We start from the raw sequence: 20,750 nt of genomic DNA on the forward strand, positions 1-20,750 counted from the left end.
GACCCGAATCTGAAGTTCGCACCCACCTAGCCAAATCGTTGAGCGAACTTCAGATTCGGGTCACTGGCGCTCACGGCTATCGAAGGCGAACACCCGCGCATAAGCGACGTGGTCGGCATCAGCGAGGCCCTCTCGCGGCCGCACGGAAGCACACCGCCGAGATCAGCCACAACCCCGAAAACACGCCGCTGAACATCAGCGCCCTGAACGACCCATCCGGCACGCTCGCCGTCACCGGTGCGGTGGCGACGGCGATGCCGACCAACGCCTGCATCACCGCCACGCCAAGCATCGCCCGCGCCATCCCCGCGGGCCGGAACCAGGCGGCGAACGCGCCCACCGCCGCTGTCACGACCAGCAGCAAGAAGCCGATGCCGTTGCCGTCGTCGCGGACGATCGTGGTCCACACCGTCAGGAACGACGTCACCAGCACGATGGCAACGCCCGCGCGATAGGCGCGGCTGCCGCTCGCCTTTTCGGCGAGTTCGTAGAGCAGCATCAGCCCGCCGATGATGATGCCGGCGACGGCGAAGCTGCCGACGCTCCAATGCCAGTCGCTGCTGACCCGCATCATCACCGCCGGGATGAGCAGCAACACCAAAGCCGCGGTCCAGCGGGCGATCCGCCAAGGGGTCCACAGACTTGCCGCTCGTTCGATCGATCCAGCCATGTGTTCGTCTCCGGTTCTTAGACAGACCCTCACCCTTCCGGCGCTTTCGCGCCTCCCTCCCGCATTAGGTAAACAGCGCCCCGCGCTGTTTAGGTCATGCCGGGGGCATGACCGACCTGATGCGCCCGCATGCGGGAGAGGGAAGGGGCCCGCCGCCGAAGGCGGTGGGAAGGGTGAGGGTCTGTTCACCTCCATTGCGGCCTTCTCATCGCACATGCGGCGATAAGCGGCATGAGCGGGAGGTGAGGAAAAGCTGAGGAATGATCCTCGGGCTGGTGGCGGCATCGGTGAATAGACTCCCCTCCCGCAAGCGGGTGGGGAATTCCTGATCCGCCACCCGGCCGGCCGGTCAGAGGCGCAGGGAACGCGGCCGCTCGCTGTCCGTTGACCTCGTATCGTTTCACTTCAGGAGAGGAAACATGCCAAACAGCAAGCAAGCCCGCGACAGCCATGGCCGCTTCAAGACCGACAACCGCTCGCGCAACCGCTCGATCGCGGCGGGCGCGGTGCTGGCGGTCGGCGCGGGCCTCGCCGCCGCCTTGTGGCGCGGATGGGTGAAGATGCCGCGCGCGCCGTGGATGGACGATGCCGAGGGGCAAGAGGCGCCCGACCTCGCGCTCGACGCCGCCAAGCCCGGCACCGACCGCGCGCCCGAGGATTTCCGGCCCGATCCGGAAGCGATCCCGAGCGAGGCCGAGCGCGAGGCGTTGAAGCCGGCGTCGGTGCATTGATCGGGTAGAGGCACCTCAGCAAATCCTCCCCACTTGTGGGGAGGGCTATCGCATATGGATGTCGTGTCGCGGACCAGACCGGTTGTGGTTTCTCATTTCACCACGGTTACCAAAACACGCAGTTTGGGATTGTTTTGACCAGCATTATCCGGCGTCACCCCGGGCTCGTCCCGGGGTCCACCGCGCCGCGTCACCAAAGGCCGGTGGGTATGCGGGACGGTGGATGCCGGCACAGGGCCGGCATGACGGTTAAGCCTGATCGTGCCCGGCCTCACATCACCCCGGCACCTAACGCAATCCCATATGCGATTGCCCTGCCGTCAACGGGGAGGATTTAGATTGCCGCCAGTATTCTTTCGCCTCCGCAACTATTCGCCTCGCGACGCATTGATACACTAGTGCGGGGCTACAGGAGGAGAGTAGAATGCGTATCCTAACCCTTGCGTTGATTGCCGCCACCGCGGCGACGACCGCCGGCTGTGCCGAGACCTATGACTCGCCCGGCTATGCGAGCGACTATCGGTCCTATCGCCAATACGATTATAACCGGCCCGATCCGCGCTATAACGGCTATTATGCCGACCAATATTATGTCGACAATCCGCGTTATCGCGAGCGCCGGCTGAGCCGCAACGACCGTGTCTATGTCGGCCGCGACGGGCGCTATTATTGCCGCCGCTCGGACGGCACGACGGGGCTGATCGTTGGCGGAATCGCCGGCGGCGCGCTGGGCGCGGCGGTGACGTCGGGCCGCTCGGAGCCGTTGGGCATCATCCTGGGCGCGGCGGCGGGTGCTGTTGCCGGCCAAGCGATCGACAAGGACAATGTCCGCTGCCGGTGAGGTGACGCGCTAAAATCCTCCCCGTTTACGGGGAGGGGGACCGCGCGCGTCAGCGCGTGGTGGAGGGGGATCGCCGCATCGGAATCGCTCGCGGCCCGCCCCCTCCACCATTCGCTGCGCGAATGGTCCCCCTCCCCGTCCCGGGGAGGAATTTAGTTGGGTTGTTTCTTTGGGAACAGCCGCCTGAAGGCGTGGCGGAGCAGCAAGAGCATCGCGACCGCCGCGGCCAGCACCAGCACCGCGATCACCATTGCCGCCCAGGGGCTGGCGATCGCCGCCACCAGCAGGCCGGTGGTGGCGACATCCTCGCCGGCCGACACCGCGATATTGCTGAACGGCTCGGGACTGGCATTGACGGCCGCGCGTGTCCCGGCCTTGGCGCCATGCGTCAGCAACGCCGCGCCGCCGCCGAGCAGCAAGGCGATCACCTGCCATTTGGCGTCGTGCGGGTCGACGATCGCGAGCGCGAGCAACGCGCCGCCGATCGGACGCACCAAGGTGTGGACCGCGTCCCAGGCGCTATCGACCCACATCACCTTGTCGGCGAAGAATTCGGCCAGCGCGCCGACCGCGGCGGCGCCGATCACCCACCAATTGGCGAGCACGTCGAGGCTGTGGAGTTGGTGCGGCAACGCGATCCAGCCGAAATGCATCGCGAGGCCGGTCGCGAACACGCAGAGATACAACCGCCATCCGCTCAACAGGCTGATGCTGGCTGCGAGCCCAATAATGCCCACCGCGTCCATGGCAGCGACGCTATCAGCAAGCCGCGCTCACGTCACGCGAGAGCAGGGATCAGGCCTTCACCCCCATCTTGACCAACGCGGTACGTGCCTTGGTGAACCCGGGATCGGCTTTCAGCGCGCGGCGCAGCAGCGCAATGATCGCGTCGCGATCGGTGGTCAGCGTTGACGCGTTGAAACAAGCATCCGCCAGGCCAGCGGCGCAGGCCCGATCGTACAGTGCGTTCGCCTCCACCGTGCTTCGCGTGACCCCCTCGCCATTCTGATAGATGATGCCGAGATTATAGCAGCCGTGCATCTCGCCATTATTGCAGGCCTTGACGAACAGGTCGGCCGCTCTTTTCCAGTCGATCGCGACACCCAGACCTTTCGCATAGGCTACGCCGAGATTGTAGCAGCCCAGCGTCACGCCGCCGTCACAGGCGCGCGTATACAGCGTCGCGGCGCGGGCCGGATCGCGCGGGACCGTGGTGCCCGCGGCATAGAAAACGGCCTGGTTCACGCATCCCTGAAGCTCGCCGCCGTCGCATGCCTTGGCATAGAGAGCGAGGGCGCGCGACTTGTCCTGGGGAACGCCCTGGCCCATCGAATATAAACGCCCGAGAAGGACACAGCCATAAGCGGCGCTGGTGTCACAGGCCTTGGTGCCCAATTCCACCGCGCGAGCATAATCGCGGGGGAGTCCGCTACCGTCGGCATAGGCCTTGCCGAGATTGGCGCAGGCGGTCTGCTCGCCCAGATCGCAAGCCTTGCGGAACAGATCGACGGCGCGCGCCTGGTCGTGGGCCAGACCGTTACCCTCGGCGTTGAGCACACCGAGATCGGAACAAGCCATGGCAAGGCCGCCATCGCACGCCTTGGTGTAGAATTGGGCGGCCAAGGCGTCATCGCGAATGACGCCGAGGCCCCGGCCATAAAGCTGGCCGATCGCGTAACAGCCCGCGAATTGCCCGCTGTCACAGGCCTGCACATAAAGGGTCTTAGCCTTTACGATATCAGACGGCACGTCCTTACCGATGACGAGCAGGCCGGCGAGGGGGAGACACCCCATCTTGGGGTCGTGCGCGCAAGTCTTGTCATAGAGCTTGGCGGCGCGTTTCTGATCCTGCGACACGCCGCGCCCGTCCATATAGAGACCGGCAAGATTGTAGCAGCCCTGCATTTCATTGGCATCGCACGCCTTGGTGTAGAGGTCCGATGCGCGGGTTTCGTCCTTCGCGGTTCCTACGCCGCTCTCGTTCGCCCAGCCGGCATTGGTGCAGCCGAGCGCCAGGCCGAGATCACATGCCTTGCTGAACAGCGTGGCGGAACGTGTGTCGTCCTTCTGGACGCCGCTGCCGTCATGATAGAGTACTCCGAGCTCTCCACAGGCGGCGGCCGACCCCATGTCGCAGCCCTTTTCGAGCAGAGGCGCCGCCTTGGCATAATCCTTGGCCTGCAACGCGTCCGCCGCGCGTAGTAATACATTGTCCCTGCCGCCATGTCCTTCCGCGACCGCCGGCATTGTCGTCAGCGCGGCCAGAGCGAAAAGTGCGGCCAGTCCTCTGCGAATCAACCCCATACCATCCCCCCAATGGACCCGAGCAGCATAGCGGGTCGGGTGGCGCGGCCAATAGGTAGGAATTGCACCCGACTATATCGTGGGGAGCGGCAGGAAGATGATTTCGTGATAGCGCTGCGCCCGACACGCGCCGGGTCGACTTTGCTCATGTGGCCCCCGCCTACGATGGAAACGGCTCAAAGCCATCATGCGAAGGGGACCCTGCCGGTGCGTCGGCGGGCCCCCTCCACCATCGCTTCGCGATGCCCCCGAGGCAAGCTGGGGGAGATTTAGCTAGCCCTACTCCGCTGCCTGCTGCTCCAACGCCGGGTAATCGATATATCCCTCCGGCCCCGGCGTGTACCAGGTCTTGAAGTCGTCGGCGTTGAGTTCCGCGCCGCGGCGGAAGCGGTCGACCAGGTCAGGGTTGGCGATGAACTTGCGCCCGAACGAGATGCCGTCGGCGAGACCCGAGGCGACATCGGCCTGCGCACCCTCGACCGTATAATCCTGGTTGAGGATCAGCGGCCGCGCGAACACCTGGCGGATCTTCGGGCTCAGCTTGGGCACCTCCGACGCGCCGAACGTCCCCGCCGGCGACAGCTCGCGCAGTTCGAGGAAGGCGATGCCGAGGTCGTTGAGCACTTTCGCCGCCGGCACGAACACCGCTTCCGGATTGCTGTCGTCGGCGCCCTGCGTCTCGCCATTGGGCGACAGGCGGATCGCGGTGCGACCGGCGCCGACTTCGGCGATCACCGCCTGGACCGCTTCCTTCATGAAGCGGATGCGGTTTTCCGGGCTGCCGCCATAATCGTCGTCGCGGAAGTTGGTGTTGTCGCGCAGGAACTGGTCGATCAGATAGCCGTTCGCGCCGTGCAGCTGGACCCCGTCGAACCCGACGGCGATCGCGTTGCGCGCCGCGGTGGCATATTCGTCCTGGGCGCGCTTGATGTCGTCGAGCGTCGCGGCGCGCGCTTCCTGATAGGGGTTGTCCTCCTTGTGATAGGGCGCGCGCGTCACCGAGGACGACAACGGCTGCAGGCCGGTCACGTCGGGCCGCGCGAGCCGGCCCATATGCCAGATCTGCGCGACGATCTTGCCGCCCGCCTCATGCACTGCGGCGGTCACCGGCTTCCACGCCTCGACCTGCGCATCAGTCCACAAGCCTGGCGCGTTGGGCCAGCCCAGGCCGAGCCGGCTGACGCCGGTGCCTTCGGTGATGATCACGCCGGCGCCGGCGCGCTGGCGGTAATAGTCGATCATGATGTCGGTCGGCACATGCTCGGCGGTCGAGCGACCGCGCGTCAGCGGCGACATCAGGATGCGGTTGTTGGCGGCGATATCGCCAAGCTGGATAGGATCGAACAACGTCGGCATATGCGGATAACCTCCCGAAAGGACTTCTTTGCGGACGCGGCGCAGATAGGTGTTATGGGGCCGCATGCACCGGGAAAGCGCAACAAGAAAAGCTTCGGACGGCAAAAGCGTCGCTGCCCATCCTTTTGCTTTCGCGGCACTGATCCTCGCCAATATCCTGTTGAGCGTCGGCCCGGTTTTCGTGCGGATGAGCGATGTCGGGCCGGTCGCCGCCGCGTTCTGGCGAATTGCACTGGCGGCGCCCCTGCTGCTCGCCGCGGCGTTCGGGACAGGCTGGAGGCCGACCGGGATCAGCCGCGGCGTGTGGTGGGCGATCGGGGCCGGCGGACTGTGCTTTGCCGGCGACCTCGCCACCTGGCATATCGGCATCCTCAAGACCCAACTCGCCAATGCGACCCTGTTCGGCAATTCGACGACTCTGTTCTATCCGGTCTATGGCTTTCTGATCGCGCGTGCCTGGCCGTCCAGGACACAGGGGTTCGCGCTGCTTCTCGCGCTGGCCGGGGCGGGGCTGCTGATGGGACGGTCGATGCAGATCGCGCCAACGCATCTGGCCGGCGACCTGCTCTGCCTGCTCGCGGGGATTCTCTACACGATCTATTTCGCGATCATGGCCAAAGTGCGCAACACGATGGCGCCGATCCCCGCGCTCACCTTGGCGACCTTGGCCAGCCTGTTGCCGCTGCTGATCTTCGCCAATCTGCTCGGCGAGCAAGTGATGCCGCACAATTGGACGCCATTGGTGCTGATGGCGCTGTCGAGCCAGATCATCGGCCAGGGGCTGATGATCTTCGCGCTCGGCCAGATGTCGCCGATGGTGATCGGCATCGCCTTGCTGACCCAGCCGGTGATGGCGGCGACGATCGGCTGGATCGGCTATGGCGAGCGGCTCGACGGGGTCGACATGATCGGCGCGGTCGCCGTCGCGGTGGCATTGGTGCTGGTCCGCGGCGAGCGCAAGGACGCCGCCGAGCTTGCCCCCGAGGGTACGGCAGGAGCATAAGCGCTGCATGGCTCTTCCCCCCGATCCCACGCTCGATGAAATTCGCGAGGCGCTTGCCCCGCTCGTCGCCGACAATGCCGCGTTCGACGGCTGGAAAGCGGCGGCACGCGACATGGCGGCCGACCAGCTCGGCGTCGATCGCGACGTGGCGTTGCTCGCGCTGCCCGATGCCACCACGATGATCGACGCTTGGTTCGCGAGCATCGACCGGGCAATGGCCGAGCGGCTCCCGGCGGAGACGCTGGCCAAGATGAAGGTGCGCGAGAAGATCGCCGCCTTGGTCGAAGCACGGCTCGACCTGCTGGCGCCGCATCGCGAAACCTTGCGGCGCGCCTTCGCGATCCTCGCGCTGCCGCCCAATGTCGCGCACGGCGCAAAACTCGGCTGGCGCGCCGCCGACCTGATGTGGCGCGCGGCCGGCGACACCGCGACCGATTACAATCACTATACCAAGCGCGCGATGCTCGGCGGCGTCTATGCCGCGACGATCACCGTGTTCCTCGACGACGAGAGCGAAGGCCAGGCCGACACCCGCGCTTTCCTGGCGCGGCGGATCGAAGGGATCATGCGGTTCGAAAAGGCCAAGGCGCAGTTCCTCGGCCGGATCGAGCACCGGCCGAGCCTGTCGCGGTTCATCGGCCGGCTGCGCTATCCGGCGGTTTGAAGCTCCCTCTCCCCTTGTGGGAGAGGGAAGGGGCCCGCTCGCGAAGCGAGTGGGAAGGGTGAGGGGGACTCACAGGCGGTATCGCTCGTGACTCCCCCTCACCCTTCCGCGCCTCCGGCGCTCCCTCCCGCATCAGGTAAACAGCGCCCCGCGCTGTTCAGGTCATGCCGGGGGCATGACCGACCTGATGCGCCCACAAGGGGAGAGGGAATTCGACGCAATCCGTAAAAGAACGTTATTGATAATCAGTCGCAGTAGTTCTAGGTGAGTCGTCATGGCGACGATTCCGCTCAGTCTCGAACAGCTTCCCCAGCGCCAGCGGGCCACCGTCGCGGGCATCGCCTGGGACCGGCTGACCGCGCCCGAGGGCCGGCGGCTGCGCGAGCTTGGCTTCGATGAAGGCGTCGGGATCGAGGTGCTGCATCGCGCGCGGATCGGCGGCGGGCCGATCGCTTGCCGGATCGGCCGCATGACCGTGGCGCTGCGCCGCCGGGTCGCCGGCGCGATCCATGTCGATCCGCTGACCAGCTAGCTCCTGAGGATGAATCCCGCGCCGCTGGTCGCGCTGGTCGGCAACCCCAATGCCGGCAAAAGCGCGCTGTTCAACGCGCTGACCGGCGCGCGGCAAAAGGTCGGCAATTATCCCGGGGTCACCGTCGAGCGACACGCCGGCCGGATGGCGCTGCCGGATGGCCGCCCGGTCGAATTGCTCGATTTGCCCGGCACCTACAGCCTCGAACCATCGAGCCCCGACGAGCGCGTCACCCGCGACGTCGTCACCGGCACGCAGGCGGGCGAGCGGTTGCCCGATGCGATCATCGTGGTGGTCGACGCTTCCAACCTCGACAATCATCTGCGCTTCACGCTCCAGCTGATCGCGCTCGGTCTGCCGGTGGTGGTCGCGCTCAACATGTTCGACCTCGCCGAGCGCGACGGCCTCAAGCTCGATCCGCAAGCGCTGGCGCGCGAGCTCGGCGTTCCCGTCATCCCCACCGTCGCGGTGCGCAAGCGCGGAATCGACGAGCTCAAGGAAGCGCTGGCCGATCTCGCCACGCCGGGGGCGACGGCATTGCGCCCGAGCGACCCGGTGCTCCATGCCGACATCGCCACCTTGCAGCGCCGCGCGCGTCAGATCGCGATGGCGGCGACGATCTCGGAAACCCCGGTGCGGCGCTGGACGCACATGCTCGATTCGGTCGCGCTGCATCCGGTGTTCGGCGTGCTGCTGTTGTTCGTCGTGCTGTTCGTGATGTTCCAGGCGGTGTTCTTCGCCGGCGCGGCACCGGCCGACGCGATCGCGAGCGGATTCGACTGGCTCGCCGGGCTGGTCAAGCAAGTCATGCCCGATTCGACCCTGCGGTCGCTGATCACCGATGGCGCGATCGCGGGCGTGGGCGCCGTCATCAAGTTCCTGCCCCAGATCCTGATCATGTTCTTCTTCATCCTGGTGCTCGAAGCGAGCGGCTATATGGTCCGCGCCGCGTTCCTGATGGACCGGATCATGGCGAGCGTCGGGCTGTCGGGGCGCGCCTTCATTCCCTTGCTGTCGAGCTTCGCCTGTGCCGTCCCCGGGATCATGTCGACGCGCACGATCGAGGACGAGAAGGACCGCCTGACCACGATCCTGATCGCGCCGCTGATGACCTGTTCGGCGCGGCTGCCGGTCTATACGTTGGTGATCGGGGCGATGATCCCCAATGTCCGCGTGCTGCCGTTCGTCGGGCTGCAGGGGCTGGTCATGCTCGGCCTGTACATCATGGGGGTAGCCGGCGCGTTCGTCGTCGCTTTGGTCCTGCGCCGCACGGTGACCAAGGGCGCCTCGTCGGGCTTCATGATGGAGATGCCCAAATACCAGTTGCCGAGCGTCCGCGACCTCGCGATCGGGCTGTGGAGCCGCGCCGAGATCTTCCTCAAGCGCGCCGGCACGACGATCGCCTTCACCACGATCGTGCTGTGGGCGATGCTGTCCTTCCCGCAAGTGCCCAAGGACAGCCAAGTCAGCCAGGTCAATTATTCGGTCGCCGGCCGCATTGCCAATGCGATCGAGCCGGCGTTTCGCCCAATCGGCTTCAACCGCGACATCGTGCTGGCGCTGATCCCGGCCATGGCGGCGCGCGAAGTATCGGTCGCCGCGCTGGGCACCGTTTATGCCATCGACACGTCGGGCGGCGACGATGAAACCAAAATGGCGCAGACTCTCCACAAGCGCTGGAGCCTGGCCACCGCCCTCGCGTTCCTCATGTGGTTCGTGTTCGCGCCGCAATGCATCTCGACCATCGCGGTCACCAGACGAGAGACAAACGGGTGGCGATGGCCCGCTTTCATGGTTGGCTATTTGTTCCTGCTTGCCTACATCATGGCCGGAATCACATACTGGCTGGCGACACTCGCCGGCTTGTAGGTTTTGCTCGCGGCACCAGCCCGCTCCCCCACCCGGCCTCCCATAGGGTAGACTGACTGGGAGGCCGGGTGGGGGAGTGGGCTGGTGCGGCATCCGGCAGTAGCCGGCAAAGGAGTATTTCATGGCGGGCAGCGTCAACAAGGTCATTCTCGTCGGCAATCTCGGGCGCGATCCCGAGAGCCGTACTTTCCAGAACGGCGGCAAGGTCGTCGAGCTGCGCATCGCGACGTCGGAACAGTGGAAGGACCGCAATTCGGGCGAGCGCAAGGAGCGCACCGAATGGCATACGGTCAAGGTGTTCAGCGAAGGCCTGGCCAATGTCGCCGAGCGCTATCTGCGCAAGGGCTCGAAAGTCTATATCGAGGGCGCGCTGCAGACCCGCAAATGGCAGGACCAGGACGGTAAGGACCGTTATTCGACCGAGATCGTGCTGCAGGGCTTCAATAGTGTCCTGACGATGCTCGACGGCGCGCCGGGCGGCGGCGGTGGTTCCGGTGGCAGTGGCGGCGGTGGCTTCTCGAGCGGCCGCGACGAATTCGCCGACGCGCCGAGCGGTGGCGGTAGCGCCTTCGGCGGCGGCGGCGGCAGCAGCGGCGCTCGTGGCGGCTTCTCGGACGATCTTGACGACGACGTACCGTTCTAGGATCGGAACGCATCGATATTCGTGCTTCTGCGCGAGCAGGAGCACGGGTTCGATCCGGCAACCGCCGCTACCTTTTCAGCAAGAACACCGCATGCTCGGCGAGCAGGTTCGCCATCGTGGCACTCGTGCGCTGATCGCCTGACAGGAACCACGCGCCCTCGACGGTGATGCCGCGCTCATTCAATAGCGCGCGGAAGTCGTCGATCGTGACATGGTGGATGTTGGGCGTCGCGTACCAGGCGACCGGCAGCAGCCGCGTCACCGGCATCCGTCCGCCCCAAAGGAGCGACGCGCGTACCCGCCAATGCGCGAAATTGGGGAAGGACACGAAAGCGTGCCGCCCGATCCGCAGTAGATGTTCGAGCACGACATCGGGCGCGCGCGTCGTTTGCAGGGTCTGGCTGAGGATGGCGTAATCGAAACTATTGTCGGGATAATCGGCGAGGTCGGTGTCGGCGTCGCCCTGCACCACCGACAGGCCGCGCGCGACCGCGCTCGCGACGTCGCCGGCATCGAGCTCGAGCCCGCGCGCATCGACCTGTTTCTCGTCGCGCAACGCCGCCATCAGTTCGCCGTCGCCGCAGCCGATATCGAGCACGCGGCTGCCCGGCGCGACATTGGCGGCGATCACCGCGAGGTCGGGACGCAGGCTCATTCGGGCGTTGCCCGCAACGCGTCGGCGAATCCCGGCGCCAGGCGCTCCATATAGCGGCCCGGCCGGATCAGCGCGTGGAAGCCCAGCGCTTCGTACACGCCATGCGCATCGGCGGTGACCAGCGCCATCCGCCGGATGCCGGCAAAGTCGGGATGATCGACGAACCACTTGACCATCGCGCGCGCCACGCCTTGCCCGCGCGCGCGTTCGTCGACCCAGACATCGGCCAGCCAGGCGAACGTCGCGTGATCGGTGATCATCCGCGCATAGCCGACCTGCTCGCCCTGATCGTAAGCGCCAAGGCAATGCGATCCGGCGATCGCGCGTTCGACCAGCGCGCGCTCAATCCCGGGCGACCAATAGCTCGAGGCGAGCCATGCATGCACCCGCGCCACATCGAGCCGCGCCTTGTCGTCGGAAAGTTCGATCACAGTGCCGCCCTCAGGAAGCCGTCGACCACGCGATTGAGTTCGGGCGCGTCGAGCAAAAAAGCGTCATGCCCGAACGGACTGCTCAACTCGACGAAGCTCACCGCCGCGCCGGCCGCGTTGAGGGCGTGGACGATCGCGCGCGATTCGGGAGTCGGATAGAGCCAGTCGGTGTCGAAGCTGACCAAGGCGAACCGCGTCCGGCTCCCCTTGAAGGCATTCGCCAGCAGACCGCCATGCTCCTCGGCCAGGTCGAAATAATCCATCGCCCGGGTGATATAGAGATAGGAATTGGCGTCGAACCGGTCGGTGAAGCTCAGCCCCTGGTGGCGCAGATAGCTTTCGACCTGGAAGTCGGCGTCGAAGCCGAACGACTTGGCTTCGCGCGCCTGCAGCCGCCGGCCGAACTTCTCGGTCAGCCCGGCTTCGGACAGATAGGTGATGTGCGCCGCCATCCGCGCGACCGCGAGCCCCGCCGCGGGCGGATCGCCTTCGCCGTAATACTCGCCGCCGCGCCAATTGGGATCGGCCATGATTGCCTGGCGCCCAACCTCGTGGAACGCGATGTTCTGCGCGGTGTGGCGCGCGGTCGAGGCGATCACCACGGCCTTGGTCACGCGATCGGGAAAGGTCGCCGCCCAGCTCAGCGCCTGCATCCCGCCCATCGACCCGCCGACCAGGGTGACGGTGCCGACGCCAAGATGGTCGAGCAACATCGCCTGCGCGCGAACCATATCGCGGATGGTGATGACCGGAAAGCTCATCGCCGCGGGACAGCCCGTCGCGAGATTGATCGTCGCGGGCCCCGACGAGCCCATGCAGCTGCCGAGCACATTGGCGCAGACGACGAAATGGCGCGCCGGGTCGATCGGCTTGCCGGGCCCGACCATCCGCGTCCACCAGCCCGGCTTGCCGGTGATCGGATGGTCGCTCGCGACATATTGGTCGCCGGTCAGCGCGTGGCAGATCAGGACCGCGTTCGACCCGTCGGGGGCCAGCGTGCCGTACGTCTCATAGGCGATATCGACCGGCGACAGCAGCACGCCCCCGTCGAGGCGGAGCGGCCCCGGCAAGGTCACGTGGCGCGACAGGCCGAAGCGCTGATCGTCGGTCATGGAGATGCGGTTAGTGGGAAAAGGGGGCGGACGGAACCCCATAACCCTCTCCCTCCGGGAGAGGGTCGAGCCGCGTAGCGGCGAGGGGTGAGGGCAGAGATCAGCCCCTATTCCTGCCCTCACCCTTCCGCGCCTACGGCGAGTTCGAGCGAGGTCCGGTCCCCCGGACCGGACCTTGACCTGCCGGGGGCAGGTCAAAGCTCGAACTCTCCCTCTCCCTCAGGGAGAGGGAATTGGTCAGCCCATCCGTCGCGCCGGCGCCCTGGCGGCGATGACCGATTGCGCCGCCAGCCGCCCGGTCTGCGCGCCGCCGTTCATGTAACCGGGATAGGCATCCGACAGATGCTCGCCCGCGAAATGCACCGGTCCCGCCCCCATCGGGGTCGAGGCGATGCCGTCGGTTTCGGTCCAGATCAAATCGGCGAATTTGGTCAATTGCCCCGGGCGGAAATTGACATACGCGCCCATCGAGAAGGGATCGAGATGCCAGTTGGTGCGGCGGACGGTCGTACCGGTCGCCGCGCCCATCCCCTTCACGCCGCTCTCGGCCAGCCGCGCGAGCTTGAGTGCCAGCGCGCGCGGATCGGCCTGATCCGCGGCGAGCACTTCGTCGCCGCCGGTAAACCAGGTCCACACGCTGCCCGGCCCCGCGGCCGGACGCACGCCGCCGTCCCAGCCGAGCGACGCACCGGCGCCGCGGTCGGTCTGCCAGATTTCCCCGCCGCGCCCGATCGACTTTTCCCATGGCCGCGCAATGGTCACGGCCTGGACCTTGCCGTTCTTGCCCAGCCCGACCTCGCCGATGAACTGGCGCCACAAGGGCGGCAGCGGCACGCCATAAGCGATCCGGCTCATGATCGAGGCCGGTGTGGTGACGATCACCGCCGACGCGTCGATCTTTTCCCCATTGGAGAAGACCACGCGCGCGCCGCTTGCCGAGGGATCGATCCGCACCGCGCGGCGGTAAGTGGTGATGCGGCTCGCCAGCCGCGCCGCCATCGCCTCGATCAAGGACGAACTGCCGCCCGCCATCAGATAGCGTTCGTCGCTGCGCGACAGCACGTCGATCCGCCGTCCGTCGATCGTCGGCAGGTTGAACACCAATTCGATCGCCGATGCCTGCGCCGGCTCGCAGCCATATTCGGTGCGCGCGGTCGCTTCCATCAGGCGGCGCACCCAGGGATCGGGGATCAGTCGGGCATATTTGTCGAGATAGCCGGTGAACGACATGCGATCGAGCTCGGCCGCGACCTTGGCGTAATTCTGGTCGAGCCGCACCGAATCGGCATCGATCTGGCCGGCGATGCCGCGCAGGCCGGCGACCAATTTGCCTTCCGGCACTTCACGCGCGCCGTCGAGGATCATGGCGCGATGCTGGCCGGCCTTGCGGTCGATCAACTGCACGCCGAATTCGCGGCAGAGCGCGTGCATGTCGGCATGGTCGGTATTGACCAATTGCCCGCCGATCTCGATCGACGGCATGCCTTTGGCCCTGGCGGTGTACATCCGCCCGCCGAGCCGGGTGCGCGCCTCGTAAAGCCGCGCGTCGACTCCCGATCTGGTCAAATGCCACAAAGCGGTCAGCCCGGCGATGCCGCCGCCGATGATGACCACCGGCGCGCCGCTCGCTGCCGCACGGGCGGGGCGCGGCAAAGCCGCGGTCGCCGCCGTCGCCGCCAGCGCGATCAGCACTTGCCGCCGCGTCTGGCCATCGCTGCCGGGTATGGGGATCGCCGCCCCGCGCTCGCGCAACGTCTCCCGCCGCGCCGCCTCGAGCGCCTGCCAGAATGCCGTCGGTCCCCGCATCCGCCTTCCCCCTGGTCCTGCTGCATAGCGGCTGGGGACTGATCTTGCCAAGGCGACAGGGCCCTGCGCATAGGCCAGTCATCATGAGCGCTCCTGAACCCAAGCCCTGGATCATGGCGATCGCGCCTTATATCCCCGGGCGATCGACCACCGATGACGGCCGCAAGGTCGCCAAGCTCTCGTCGAACGAGAACCCGTTGGGCACTTCGCCCAAGGCGCGTGAAGCGTTTTTGTCGGCGGCAAGCCGCCTCGAACGCTATCCCGATGCCAGCGGAACCGAGCTACGCGACGTGCTCGCCGAGAAATATGGGCTCGATCCGGCGCGGATCATCTATGGCAACGGCTCGGACGAAGTGCTCCACCTCGCCGCCGGTGCATTCGCCGGGCCGGGCGACGAGGTCATCTTCGTCAAGTACGGCTTCGCGGTGTACGAAATCGCGGCGCGGCGGGTGGGCGCGGTGCCGGTGATCGCACCCGATCGCGATTATGCCACCGATGTCGACGCGATCCTGGCCTGCGTCACCGAGCGCACCAAGATCGTCTATATCGCCAACCCCAACAACCCGACCGGCACCTACGCGACCAAGGAAGGGATCGCACGGCTGCACGCCGGCCTGCGCTCCGACATCCTGCTCGTGCTCGACCATGCTTATGCCGAATATATCGAGGGCGATGCCGAAGATGGCGGGATGGCGCTGGCCGAGACCGCGCCCAACGTGCTGGTCACGCGCACCTTCTCCAAGATGTACGGCCTGGCCGCCGAGCGGATCGGCTGGGGCTATGCCTCGCCGGCGATCATCGAGGCGATGCACCGCATCCGCCTGCCTTTCTCGATCACCATCGCGGGCACCGCGGCGGCGATCGCGGCTTTGGGCGATACCGAGTTCGTCGAGCACACCCGGGCGCATAATGCCAAATGGCGTGCCTGGTTCTCGCAGGAAATCGCCCAGCTCGGCAATGCCGGCCTGCGTGCCGTGCCAAGCCAGGCCAATTTCGTGCTGGTGCTGTTCGAAGGCAAATTGACCGCCGAGGCCGCGTATAAGGGCCTGATGGACGCCGGCTATATCGTCCGCTGGCTACCGGGTCAGGGCCTGCCGCATGGATTGCGGATCACCGTCGGGACCGAAGACGAGACCAAGGGGGTCGCTGCCGCCTTGCGCGAGATGGTCGGGAAGGCCGGCTGATGCCGCAGGGACGACAGACCCTCACCCTTCCCACCGCCTTCGGCGGCGGGCCCCTTCCCTCTCCCGCATGCGGGAGAGGGAGGGAGGCGCGTAGCGCCGGAAGGGTGAGGGTCTGACTGCCATGCTGCCTTTCTCCCGCGTCACCATCATCGGATTGGGCCTGATCGGCTCGTCGATCGCGCGCGCGATCAAGGCGGACATGCCGACCGTTCGCGTCACCGGGCACGATATGGATCCGCAGGTCCGCGAGACATCGCGTGCGCTCGATTTCTGCGACGATATCGCCGACACCGCCGGCGCCGCGGTGACCGATGCGGATCTGGTGATCTTCTGCGTGCCGGTCGGCGCGATGGCCGCGGCGGCGGAAGCGATTGCCGATGACCTTCCCGCCGATGCGATCGTCAGCGACGTCGGCTCGTCCAAGGGCAGCGTGCTCGCGGCGTTGACCGCAGCGCTTCCCGGCGCGACCATCATCCCCGCTCACCCCGTCGCCGGCACCGAGCGATCGGGCCCCGAGGCCGGCTTCGCGACCCTGTTCCACGGCCGCTGGTGCATCCTGACCCCGCCCGACGGCGCCGATCCCGCCGCGGTCGAGCGTGTCGCCGAATTCTGGCGGCGGCTGGGCGCCGAGATCGAGATGATGGATGCCCAGCACCATGACCGCGTGCTGGCGATCACCAGCCATTTGCCGCACCTGATCGCCTATACGATCGTCGGCACCGCGTCGGACATGGAAGAGGTCACCCGGTCCGAAGTGATCAAATATTCGGCCGGCGGTTTTCGCGACTTCACCCGTATCGCCGCGTCAGACCCGACGATGTGGCGCGACGTGTTCCTGAGCAATCGAGAAGCGGTGCTCGACATGCTGCAGCGCTTCACCGAGGATCTGACCTCGCTCCAGCGCGCGATCCGCTGGGGCAAGGGCGACGAATTGTTCGACCTGTTCACTCGCACCCGCGCGATCCGCCGCTCGATCATCGACCAGGGCCAGGACGACGCCGCGCCGGACTTCGGGCGGCAGCACGATTGATCCTCTTCGTCACCCCGGCCTTGTCCCGGGGTCCAAGGTGCCTGCAGCGCGGAATTTCAACCTCTTGCTTTACGCCTGCCTCCCGTTGGACCCCGGAACAAGTCCGGGGTGACGATTGGGGTTCAGGCGGGTTCGTCCAGCGTGTTGATTGCCGCATGCACGCGCTTCTCGATCTCCGCGCGCGGCAGGCCCGGCGGGATCGCCTCACCGAAGCGGAACGTCGCCAACCCGGCGCGCTTCAGTCCGCCCTTCGGCCACAATTTCCCGACATCGGTCGCGATCGGCACGACCGGCAGGCCAAGCATCTTGTAGAGCCCGGCGAACCCCGATTTCAGCTCGGGCTGCTCGCCCGGTTTCACCCTGGTGCCTTCGGGAAAGATCATCACCGACCGCCCGCTCGCGCGCGCCGCCTCGGCCTCGCGCATCAATTGGCGTAGCGCCTTGGAGGATGCAGCGCGATCGACCAGGATCACGCCATAGCGCTTCGTCGCCCAGCCCCAGATCGGGATGCGCGCGAATTCGCGCCGCATGATCGGTGCCGGCGCGCCGAGTTCGGCCACCAGCTCGAGCGGCTCCATCAGCGACTGGTGCTTGCCGGCATAGAAGACCTGGCCCGACGGCCGTGGCCCTTCGTAACGGACGCGGATGCCGAGCAGCCAGCGCACGCACCAGCGGTGGAATCGCATCCAGGCCAGGGCGTAAGCGATCAGCACGCGCTGCCCGAACAATGCCGAGAACGGCACCAGCAGCACGATCGGCAGCGACACGCCGTAAAAAACGATCGCGAACGCCACATTACGCAACAACGTCATCAGCTTGCGCTCATTGCCCGAACCCGAGCCACAAAGCGACGCGGCGCAACAGCAGCTTGTTATACTCGACCAGCAGCACGCCCAGTTCGGCATCGCCCTGCACGCCGTCATCGACCACCGTCACGTCGCTGGCCAGCGCCGCATCGAGCTCCATCCGCGCGCGCGCCATATGCCAGTCCGAGGTGACCAGCCGCACCGATTTATAGCCGTGATCGCCCACCCATTTGGCGGTTTCCGCGCCGTTCGAGCGCGTGTCGACCGCCTCGTGGCCAAGATCGACGCAACACGCGAAGACTCCCAACGGGACGTTGTACTTGATCGATAAGTCGATTGGCCGGACGCCGGGGGCGGCACCGCTGATCAATAGCCTTTTGGCCTGATGTGCGGCGATCAGCGCCAACCCGCGATCGATCCGGCCGGGCGCCCCGGTCGGGACGACGATCGCGTCGGTCTTCATATCCTCGAGCGGCCGCGGCAGGGTCAGCGTGTAAAGGACGAAGCCGAGCAGATAGACCAATGCGACGATGGCGATCAGGCGGCGGATCATTGCACTTGCCTCAGCCGCCCGAGCACCGCGATCCGCGCCGCGAGCGTCGCCACTATCGCGAAGATCAGCGGCAACAGCGCGATCAGCACCCAATCGCCCCGCGTCAGCACGCCGCCCGACAGCAATTGCGAGCCGAGGCCGGCCATCTGCCCGGTCACTGCCCAGATCGCCAGCATCGCCGCCAGCGTCCCGATCACGCCGCCGACCATGGTGTCGAGCGCGATTCGCCGCTGGAACAGCCGCGCGACCTGCACGTCGGTCGACCCCAGCATGTGGAGGATGGCGATCGTGTCGCGATGCGTCTCCAGTCCCGCGCGCGCCGCGAGCAGCACCACCGCGGTGGTCGCCGCCGCCATCAGCAGCACCAGCACCGCCGCGGCATAGATCATCGTCCGCATGAAATCGGCGACCGGCGACAGCCAACGCGACTGGCTGTCGACACGCGCGCTCGCCGCAGTGCCACGAACCGCCGCGGCGACGCGCGCCGCGGCCTCTTCGCTCGGTACGCTCAGCGTGACGTCGATCAGCGATGGTAGCGGCACATCGGCGTCAGTCGAGGCATCCCCCAGCCAGGGGCGCAGCAATTCCGTCAATCGTGCCGGGTCGACCGGATCGGCACGCGATACCGCCGGCATCCCGCGCAACGCCGCCAGCACAATCTGGGTATCGCGATCGCGCACCGCCGGATCGGCTGCGACGACCTGCACCGTCAGGCGTCCGGCAAGCTCGCGATCGAGTGCGCCCGCCGCGTTGATCGTGCCCAGCCCCAGCGCCGCCGCGAGCACGGTCAGGAACAGCATGATCGCCATGATCCAGGTCATCGCGCGCGTGCCGCGGCGGTCGTCGAGCACGCGGCGATCGGCGGCGGTCGAGAACATCGCCACGCTCATGCGGCGGGTGCCTTGGGCGGGTTGCGCAAGGCGCCGGTCGGATCGAGCAGCCGCCCGGCCTCGATCCGCATCATGTGCGCATTCTGGATTCGCCCGAGCAGGTGGAAATCGTGCGTCGCCACCACCACCGTCGTGCCGAGCCGGTTGAGCGATTCGAACAGATGGAGCAGCCGCGCCGCCATATCGGGATCGACGTTGCCGGTGGGCTCGTCGGCGACCAGGATTTCGGGACGTCCGATCACCGCGCGCGCGATCGCGATACGCTGTTGCTCGCCGCCGGAGAGGGTCGGCGGCGGCGCATGGCTGCGCTCCGACAGGCCGACCCAGGCGAGCATCTCGCGCACCGGCGCCTCGACATCGCTCTCGGGCACTCCCGACAGCCGCAGCGGCAAGGCGATATTGTCGAATGCCGACAGATGCGGGACCAGCCGGAAATCCTGGAACACGACGCCGATCCGACGGCGAAAGCCCGGCAAGCGCTTGCGCGGTAAGGCGCCGGCATCCTCACCGAACAAGCGGATCACGCCATGGGAGGGCCGCTGAGCGAGGTAGATCAGCTTGAGCAGGGAGGTCTTGCCCGCCCCCGATTGGCCGGTCAGGAAATAGAAGCCGCCCGAGGCGAGCGTGAAGTTGATCGCCGACAAGGTATCGACGTCGCTGGCGGGATAGCGCAGCCCCACATCCTCGAACTGCACGATATTCGCCATGCCGGCGTTTGCTACCCGCTTGTACGCTGCCCCGCCAGCGCCATCGCACGTAACCTGTTCCCGCTTCAAGCCGGGGCGTGCGTATCGGCAGGCTTGCCGCACTGTCCTTGCCCGCTTAGGGTTTGCGACGGGGGCATTTGTGTTGGCCCTTTGCGGACGCCGATATGATCCTCGAATGCAGCGAATGCCACACGCGCTATCTCGTCCCCGACACCGCGATCGGGCCCGAAGGTCGCACCGTGCGCTGCGCAAAATGCAAGCATAGCTGGTTCCAGCAGCCCGAGACGCTCGACCTTTCGGGTGCGGCGGTGGTGGCGCCAGAGCCGGTGCCCCCCGCTCCGCAGCCGATCGCCGCGCCGTCGCCTGCCGAGGCAGCTCCGGGCGCCGACATCGCCCCGGATTATGACGCTTTCGCGCACGAGCCGCCGTTCCGGCCGCGCCGTAACCCTGCCCGATTGTGGACGATCGCCGCGGTGACCGCCGGCGTCGCGATGCTCGCCGCCGCCGTCGCCTTGCTGTTCCTCAACGTCCCCAGCTTCGCGACCTGGCTGGGCATGCCCGCGGGCGGCGGCCAGACGCCGCTGACCTTCGTCAACGTCAAGCAGCCCGACCGGCGCGATTTGCCGACCGGCAGCGAATTGTTCGCGGTCGGCGGCCAGATCCATAATCCGTCCGCCGAGCGCCAGCCGATCCCCGACATCCGGGTCGAATTGTACGACGCGCCCAAGGATGGCCGGATGGTCTATAGCTGGGTGATCAAGCCCGACCAGCCGACCATCGCGCCGGGCGGCACAATCGACTTCTACAGCGGCAAGCTCGACGTCCCCGCCAATTCCAAGAACATGAAGCTGAGCTTTTCGAGCAGTGCGACCGGCGGCTGAGAGGCCGTTTGAAAACTCGCGGTAGAGCGAGTTTTAAGACGGCGCCGGCCCGCTCCCCCACCCGGCCTCCCATAGAATACCC

At 66.6% G+C, this 20,750-nt stretch carries 22 protein-coding genes; 10 read left to right on the plus strand and 12 right to left on the minus strand.

Translation table 11 applies throughout. The features are described 5' to 3' along the window. Window positions 1–118 precede the first annotated feature (118 nt). A complete protein-coding gene (locus AC1DRD_RS21915; protein WP_478043025.1) occupies window positions 119–670 on the minus strand; it encodes a hypothetical protein in 552 nt (183 codons plus the stop codon). A gap of 419 nt (window positions 671–1,089) precedes the next feature. Between AC1DRD_RS21915 and AC1DRD_RS21920 the strand changes: the two genes are divergently transcribed. Together AC1DRD_RS21920 and AC1DRD_RS21925 are read left to right on the plus strand one after the other, a co-directional pair. Continuing rightward, on the plus strand, window positions 1,090–1,401 hold the full coding sequence (locus AC1DRD_RS21920; RefSeq protein ID WP_478043026.1) for a hypothetical protein: 312 nt from the start codon (window positions 1,090–1,092) through the stop codon (window positions 1,399–1,401). A 424-nt stretch (window positions 1,402–1,825) separates the two neighbouring features. After that, window positions 1,826–2,242 (plus strand): glycine zipper 2TM domain-containing protein, encoded by a 417-nt coding sequence (locus tag AC1DRD_RS21925; protein WP_478032828.1) that lies wholly within the window; start codon window positions 1,826–1,828, stop codon window positions 2,240–2,242. A gap of 152 nt (window positions 2,243–2,394) precedes the next feature. On the opposite strand, the gene AC1DRD_RS21930 is transcribed toward AC1DRD_RS21925, so the two are convergent. The 3 genes from AC1DRD_RS21930 to AC1DRD_RS21940 form a co-directional block, all read right to left on the minus strand. Beyond that, window positions 2,395–2,988, minus strand: coding sequence for a DUF4126 domain-containing protein (locus AC1DRD_RS21930; RefSeq protein ID WP_478043028.1), 594 nt, complete (start codon window positions 2,986–2,988; stop codon window positions 2,395–2,397). A 49-nt stretch (window positions 2,989–3,037) separates the two neighbouring features. Then, window positions 3,038–4,546 carry a tetratricopeptide repeat protein gene (locus AC1DRD_RS21935; protein ID WP_478043029.1) on the minus strand — a complete coding sequence of 503 codons (1,509 nt, stop codon included), beginning with the start codon at window positions 4,544–4,546 and terminating at the stop codon, window positions 3,038–3,040. Between the two features lie 279 nt (window positions 4,547–4,825). Continuing rightward, on the minus strand, window positions 4,826–5,902 hold the full coding sequence (locus AC1DRD_RS21940) for an alkene reductase (RefSeq protein WP_478043030.1): 1,077 nt from the start codon (window positions 5,900–5,902) through the stop codon (window positions 4,826–4,828). Between the two features lie 64 nt (window positions 5,903–5,966). On the opposite strand from AC1DRD_RS21940, the gene AC1DRD_RS21945 reads away from it, so the two are divergent. From AC1DRD_RS21945 to ssb, 5 genes are all read left to right on the plus strand, one after another. Further along, window positions 5,967–6,905: a DMT family transporter gene (locus AC1DRD_RS21945; RefSeq protein ID WP_478043031.1), complete on the plus strand. Its 939-nt coding sequence runs from the start codon at window positions 5,967–5,969 to the stop codon at window positions 6,903–6,905. A 7-nt stretch (window positions 6,906–6,912) separates the two neighbouring features. After that, on the plus strand, window positions 6,913–7,569 hold the full coding sequence (locus AC1DRD_RS21950; RefSeq protein ID WP_478043032.1) for a COQ9 family protein: 657 nt from the start codon (window positions 6,913–6,915) through the stop codon (window positions 7,567–7,569). Window positions 7,570–7,843: 274 nt separating this feature from the next. Next, entirely contained in the window at window positions 7,844–8,101 is a 258-nt protein-coding gene (locus AC1DRD_RS21955; RefSeq protein ID WP_478032817.1) for a FeoA family protein, read from the plus strand. Between the two features lie 9 nt (window positions 8,102–8,110). Then, window positions 8,111–9,970 (plus strand): ferrous iron transporter B, encoded by a 1,860-nt coding sequence (feoB, locus tag AC1DRD_RS21960; RefSeq protein ID WP_478043034.1) that lies wholly within the window; start codon window positions 8,111–8,113, stop codon window positions 9,968–9,970. 121 nt (window positions 9,971–10,091) lie between these two features. After that, window positions 10,092–10,613, plus strand: coding sequence for a single-stranded DNA-binding protein (gene ssb, locus AC1DRD_RS21965; protein WP_478032813.1), 522 nt, complete (start codon window positions 10,092–10,094; stop codon window positions 10,611–10,613). 67 nt (window positions 10,614–10,680) lie between these two features. On the opposite strand, the gene metW is transcribed toward ssb, so the two are convergent. The 4 genes from metW to AC1DRD_RS21985 all read right to left on the minus strand — a co-directional run bounded on the left by metW (window position 10,681) and on the right by AC1DRD_RS21985 (window position 14,617). Beyond that, window positions 10,681–11,268 (minus strand): methionine biosynthesis protein MetW, encoded by a 588-nt coding sequence (metW, locus tag AC1DRD_RS21970; RefSeq protein WP_478043036.1) that lies wholly within the window; start codon window positions 11,266–11,268, stop codon window positions 10,681–10,683. After that, window positions 11,265–11,699 (minus strand): GNAT family N-acetyltransferase, encoded by a 435-nt coding sequence (locus AC1DRD_RS21975; protein WP_478043038.1) that lies wholly within the window; start codon window positions 11,697–11,699, stop codon window positions 11,265–11,267. Before AC1DRD_RS21975 ends, metW begins: the two co-directional genes overlap by 4 nt. Next, window positions 11,696–12,811, minus strand: a complete 1,116-nt coding sequence (gene metX / locus AC1DRD_RS21980; protein WP_478043040.1) for a homoserine O-acetyltransferase MetX — start codon at window positions 12,809–12,811, stop codon at window positions 11,696–11,698. Before metX ends, AC1DRD_RS21975 begins: the two co-directional genes overlap by 4 nt. Before the next feature lie 237 nt (window positions 12,812–13,048). Next, entirely contained in the window at window positions 13,049–14,617 is a 1,569-nt protein-coding gene (locus tag AC1DRD_RS21985) for a flavin monoamine oxidase family protein (RefSeq protein WP_478043042.1), read from the minus strand. Window positions 14,618–14,700: 83 nt separating this feature from the next. On the opposite strand from AC1DRD_RS21985, the gene hisC reads away from it, so the two are divergent. Beyond that, entirely contained in the window at window positions 14,701–15,801 is a 1,101-nt protein-coding gene (gene hisC, locus AC1DRD_RS21990) for a histidinol-phosphate transaminase (RefSeq protein ID WP_478043044.1), read from the plus strand. Between the two features lie 121 nt (window positions 15,802–15,922). Next, on the plus strand, window positions 15,923–16,831 hold the full coding sequence (locus AC1DRD_RS21995) for a prephenate/arogenate dehydrogenase family protein (RefSeq protein WP_478043045.1): 909 nt from the start codon (window positions 15,923–15,925) through the stop codon (window positions 16,829–16,831). A 122-nt stretch (window positions 16,832–16,953) separates the two neighbouring features. On the opposite strand, the gene AC1DRD_RS22000 is transcribed toward AC1DRD_RS21995, so the two are convergent. Genes AC1DRD_RS22000 through ftsE form a run of 4 tightly spaced genes read right to left on the minus strand, consistent with a single transcriptional unit; the run spans window position 16,954 to window position 19,787 of the window. Then, window positions 16,954–17,643 (minus strand): lysophospholipid acyltransferase family protein, encoded by a 690-nt coding sequence (locus AC1DRD_RS22000; protein ID WP_478043046.1) that lies wholly within the window; start codon window positions 17,641–17,643, stop codon window positions 16,954–16,956. Between the two features lie 10 nt (window positions 17,644–17,653). Beyond that, window positions 17,654–18,190, minus strand: a complete 537-nt coding sequence (locus AC1DRD_RS22005) for a YdcF family protein (protein ID WP_478043047.1) — start codon at window positions 18,188–18,190, stop codon at window positions 17,654–17,656. Further along, on the minus strand, window positions 18,187–19,080 hold the full coding sequence (locus AC1DRD_RS22010) for a cell division protein FtsX (RefSeq protein WP_478032799.1): 894 nt from the start codon (window positions 19,078–19,080) through the stop codon (window positions 18,187–18,189). Before AC1DRD_RS22010 ends, AC1DRD_RS22005 begins: the two co-directional genes overlap by 4 nt. Next, complete coding sequence (gene ftsE / locus AC1DRD_RS22015; protein WP_478032797.1) at window positions 19,077–19,787, minus strand: cell division ATP-binding protein FtsE; 711 nt, start codon at window positions 19,785–19,787, stop codon at window positions 19,077–19,079. Before ftsE ends, AC1DRD_RS22010 begins: the two co-directional genes overlap by 4 nt. Window positions 19,788–19,951: 164 nt before the next feature. Between ftsE and AC1DRD_RS22020 the strand changes: the two genes are divergently transcribed. Further along, a complete protein-coding gene (locus AC1DRD_RS22020) occupies window positions 19,952–20,668 on the plus strand; it encodes a zinc-ribbon domain-containing protein (RefSeq protein ID WP_478043048.1) in 717 nt (238 codons plus the stop codon). Window positions 20,669–20,750 lie beyond the last annotated feature (82 nt).

It is taken from the genome of Sphingomonas sp. P4_G2 (assembly GCF_056401155.1).